Genomic DNA, 4,177 nt, shown 5'->3' with positions numbered 1-4,177 from the left:
CCGCGTCGCGCAGCAGGGCATGCGGCAGCAGGACCGGCAGGACCGCGACCGTTCCATGGCCGATGCCGCGCGCATGCGCCAGCAGCAGCAACAGCAGATGGAGATGCAGACCGCCCGCCTGCGTGGCGAGGAGCAGTCGCGGCAGCAACAGCAACAGCAACAGCAACAACGGCAGCAACAACAGGCCCAGCGCCAGGCACAGATGCAGGCCAGGGACCAGGCCCGCGAACAGGCGCAGATGCAGGCCCGCCAGCAGCAGTTGCAGCAACAACAGCAACAGCAACAAGCCCGTGCGCAGGAACAGATGCAGGCCAGAATGCAGGCCCAACAACAGGCGCAGCAGCAAGCGCAACGACAGGCCCAGATGCAGGAGCGTCAGGCGCAGCAGCAACGCATGCAGCTCCAGCAGGCACAGCAGGCCCAGGCGCGCGCCCAGCAGCAGCAGGCCCGCGCGCAGCAGGAGCAGCGCCAACAGCAGCAGCGCATGGCCAACGCATCCCGCCCGCAGGAACGGCGCGGCGGACGTGACGAACGCCGGGACCGCTGAACGGCCCGGCAGAGGTTTGGCTTGGCGCACGCTTGGCGGACAATGGGGCGATCGATAACGGCCCCATGCCGGCGCCAAGCCCGCCGCTTCATCCATGCAGATACCGACGACGAATCCCCGCTCCCGCCGACTGTTCGTGCAATCCCTGTGCGCCTCGGGCGCGGGCCTGATCCTTCCCTCCTGGGCCGCCAAGGCCGCAGCGCCCTCCAGCGAATCCCCCTGGCCCCATGACAGCCGCGTGCCCGGCGGCGTGGCCCGTCTGTCGCTGGGGCCCGCATCCCAGCGACCCCAGGTACTGGCCGGCGACGTGCCCGTGCTGGTGGTGGGCGACATGATCGAATGGACGGCCGTGGTCGGCATTGCGCTGTCGGCCGCACCTGGCACCCACAGCGTGACCGTGAAGGGCGAAGGCGCAGCGCGCTCCCTGGCCTACGAGGTGCGTGACAAGAAGTACACCGAGCAGCGCCTGAAGGTCTCGCCCAAGACCGTGGACCTGTCGCCCGAGGACGATGCGCGCTACCAGCGTGAGCGCGCCCACCAGCAGACCATCATGGCGCTGTTCACCGAGCCGCCCGCACGCCCCGGCGACCTGCGCATGCGCCAGCCCGTGCCGGGCCGGCGCAGCAGCAGCTTCGGCCTGCGCCGCGTGTTCAACGGCCAGCCGCGCAATCCGCACAGCGGCATGGACATCGCGGCAGCTACGGGCACCAACGTCGTCGCGCCGCTGCCGGGCAAGGTGGTGGATGTGGGCGACTATTTCTTCAACGGCGGCACCGTGTGGCTGGACCACGGCGGTGGCCTGCTGAGCATGTACTGCCACCTGAGCAGCGTGCAGTGCAAGCTGGGCGATCAGCTGGACACGGGAGAGGCCTTCTGCAAGGTCGGCGCCACGGGCCGCGTCACCGGCCCGCACCTGCACTGGGGCGTGATGCTCAACCGCAGCATGGTGGACCCGGCGCTGTTCCTGGCGGCGTGAACGGGGCTGTGGCGCCCGCCGGCGTCAGTGGTCGGCCGAGGGAATCGTGTTCTGCGGCGCCACCGGCGTGGGCACGGCGATGGAGTCGCGGTCCTGCGCCAGGTAGCGCGAGACCAGCTCGAAGAAGCTGTCGTAGAAGCCGCTCTTGGCAATCGTCTCGCTGCCCACCTTGACCATGGAGTCGCTGCCCGAGGAGAACGGCAGCGACACGGACCCCAGCGCACCCACGCCCAGGCTGGCCGAGTTGGCGCTCTTCTTCAGGGTATAGCGGTCCTGCAGCGCCGTGACAAAGCCGATGCTGACCTGGCCGTCGGCGGTCTCCGGCACGCAGACCACGCGGATGTTCATCTGCAGGTTCAGCTCCGGGTCGGGCTGGAAGCTCTTGCTGCCTTCTATGAGTTCGGCCGTGCGCGCCATGGCGATGTAGCCCTGGCTCAGCAGCGCGCGGCGCGCCGCCTCGCAGGTCTGGGCCGGCGAGGCATCGAACATGCGCGAGAAGGTCTCGGTGGAGCCGAAGCTCTCCTGCACCGGCACATGCTGGGGAATCGTCGAGCCGCAGCCCGCCAGCACCATGATGACGGCCAAAGCCCCTGCGCAGCGCATGCCACGCACCCTGTTTGCTGCACTCCAACGTCGATACACGAACCTGCTCCTTGCTCCGGTGCCGCAGCCTGCGGATGGCGTGGCGGCTGGCCGCCTATTCTCACCCGAGCGCAATGCAATGGCCGGCAACTTTGCAGCAATCGGTTTTTCCGTCTGCATCAAATAGATGCAAACGAATGTGAATAGCGCCCCGTTCTGACAAGCGCCGCCGCGCATCTGCGTTATGGTGCCCCGGTTCGGCCAGGGCCGGTGCGGCTCATGCCGCACCCGGGCTGCCCAAGCCTGCCGCCGCTGCGCCTGTACCCGTACCCATCAACCAAGGAACTCAACATGAAGCCAAGCTGGACCTGGTGCCTGCCCGTGATCGTCACCATGGGGCTCGGCGCCTGCAGCCATATCGACAAGGGCGGCAACGCCGAAGACGGCGCCAAGCCCCAGGTGTCGGCTCCTGCCGGCCCGCCCGGTGACGCCCAATCGCTGACCGCCTACCACTGGAGTCTTCGCCAGGCCTTCACGCCCCAGGGCACCGAGGACCAGAGCTGGTTCCTGACGGCCGCCTCGCGCAAGCGGCCCCTGCAACTGGAGTTCGCCGACCAGCGCCTGGCCGTCAAGAACCTGTGCAACGTGGTGACCACGGGCTACCGCACCGAAGGCAACCGCATCGCCACCCAGCGCGCCGCCAGCACGCTGATGGCCTGCGATGACGACCAGCTGATGGCGCTGGAGCAAAAGGTGGCCCGCATCCTGCCCACGGCCAAGCAATGGTCCGTGCAACTGGGCGAAGGCAAGCAGCCTGCGCGCCTGACGCTCACCTTCATCGACGGCACGCGCTGGCAGCTCGAAGGCTCGCCCACGGCCCAGACCCAGTACGGCAGCGCAGGCGAACGCATCTTCCTGGAAGTGGCGCCCCAGCGCACGGCCTGCAACCACCCGCTGATCAAGGACTTCCAGTGCCTGCGCGTGCGCGAGATCCGCTACGGCGACAACGGCGTGAAGACCTCCACCGGCGAGTGGGAGAACTTCTACAGCGAGATCGAGGGCTACAAGCACGAGCCCGGCATCCGCAACGTGCTGCGCATCCAGCGCTACAAGCGCCAGAACGTGCCGGCCGACGCATCGGCATACGCCTATGTGCTGGACATGGTGGTCGAGAGCGAGCGCGTGGGCCGCTGAGCGCGCTGCAGCGTCTCGACAAGCCCCGATCAAGGCCTGCATTGCGCAGGCCTTTTTCTTTTTCCGGAAGGAGACGGCCTGCGCCAGCCCATGTCCGGGAATCTACTGGTTTGACACCCGTCAATCGGGACGACAACATGGTTGCCACGGTCGAGACCTCTCTCGTGCCCAACCTCAGCAATAACTGCTGACTCATATCGGCTATGAAAGCCCCTGACATGCGCCTACGGCGCCGTCGGGGGCTTTTTGCTTTTTGGAGCCTGCATGTCTTCTACGGCAAGTCTTCCTGACTCGCGCCCGCCGTCCACGGTATCCCAGGTATCCCCTAGGCCCCCGCTTGCGGTGGCCAGCATCCAGATGGAGCCTCGCGTGGGGCGCAAGGGCGAAAACCTTGCGCACTCGGTGGATCTGATCGAGCGCGCCGCCGCCCAGGGCGCCAACCTCGTGGTGTTGCCCGAGCTGGCCAACACCGGCTATGTCTTTGCCAGCCGCGCCGAGGCACTTGCGCTGGCGGAGTCCGTCCCGGACGGCTCCTGCACCCAGGTCTGGATGGATGTGGCGCGGCGCTGCAATGTGCACATCGTTGCCGGCATTGCCGAGCGCGCGGGCGACCGTCTCTACAACACCGCCGTGGTCCTGGGTCCCCATGGATACCTGGGCACCTACCGCAAGCTGCACCTGTGGGGAGACGAGAACGTGTTCTTCGAGCCCGGGGACCGGGGCCTGCCCGTGTTCGACACCGAATGGGGGCGCCTGGGCGTGCTGATCTGCTATGACGGCTGGTTTCCCGAAACCTATCGCCTGCTGGCCATGCAGGACGTGGACATCGTGGCCATGCCAACCAACTGGGTCCCCATGGGAGGCCAGCCCGCAGACCG

At 67.5% G+C, this 4,177-nt stretch carries 5 protein-coding genes; 3 read left to right on the top strand and 2 right to left on the bottom strand.

Annotated elements, in window-relative coordinates:
* Positions 1-577 (bottom strand): hypothetical protein (locus L995_RS32905; protein ID WP_156136011.1); only part of this gene is annotated, 577 nt, incomplete at its 3' end.
* Between the two features lie 64 nt (positions 578-641).
* On the opposite strand from L995_RS32905, the gene L995_RS07730 reads away from it, so the two are divergent.
* Positions 642-1,523: a peptidoglycan DD-metalloendopeptidase family protein gene (locus L995_RS07730; protein ID WP_016450475.1), complete on the top strand. Its 882-nt coding sequence runs from the start codon at positions 642-644 to the stop codon at positions 1,521-1,523.
* Positions 1,524-1,547: 24 nt separating this feature from the next.
* Here L995_RS07730 and L995_RS07725 read toward each other — a convergent pair whose 3' ends face one another.
* On the bottom strand, positions 1,548-2,126 hold the full coding sequence (locus tag L995_RS07725) for a DUF2242 domain-containing protein (protein ID WP_016450474.1): 579 nt from the start codon (positions 2,124-2,126) through the stop codon (positions 1,548-1,550).
* A gap of 330 nt (positions 2,127-2,456) precedes the next feature.
* On the opposite strand from L995_RS07725, the gene L995_RS07720 reads away from it, so the two are divergent.
* Together L995_RS07720 and L995_RS07715 are read left to right on the top strand one after the other, a co-directional pair.
* Positions 2,457-3,299 carry an META and DUF4377 domain-containing protein gene (locus L995_RS07720; RefSeq protein ID WP_034348043.1) on the top strand — a complete coding sequence of 281 codons (843 nt, stop codon included), beginning with the start codon at positions 2,457-2,459 and terminating at the stop codon, positions 3,297-3,299.
* Positions 3,300-3,656: 357 nt separating this feature from the next.
* Positions 3,657-4,177, top strand: a 521-nt coding sequence (locus tag L995_RS07715) for a nitrilase-related carbon-nitrogen hydrolase (protein ID WP_331428946.1), incomplete at its 3' end; no start/stop codon positions are given.

This window comes from Delftia sp. ZNC0008 (assembly GCF_000799035.1).
Lineage (GTDB): Bacteria > Pseudomonadota > Gammaproteobacteria > Burkholderiales > Burkholderiaceae_C > Comamonas > Comamonas tsuruhatensis.
The sequence above is the reverse complement of the archived record's forward strand: the minus strand, read 5'-3'. Positions and strand labels throughout refer to the sequence as shown.

What these genes read in the sequence shown, in the direction of transcription:
- L995_RS07730 (WP_016450475.1), top strand. Translation starts at nt 642, where the DNA reads ATGCAGATACCGACGACGAATCCCCGCTCCCGCCGACTGTTCGTGCAA.
- L995_RS07725 (WP_016450474.1), bottom strand. Translation starts at nt 2,126, where the DNA reads ATGCGCTGCGCAGGGGCTTTGGCCGTCATCATGGTGCTGGCGGGCTGC.
- L995_RS07720 (WP_034348043.1), top strand. Translation starts at nt 2,457, where the DNA reads ATGAAGCCAAGCTGGACCTGGTGCCTGCCCGTGATCGTCACCATGGGG.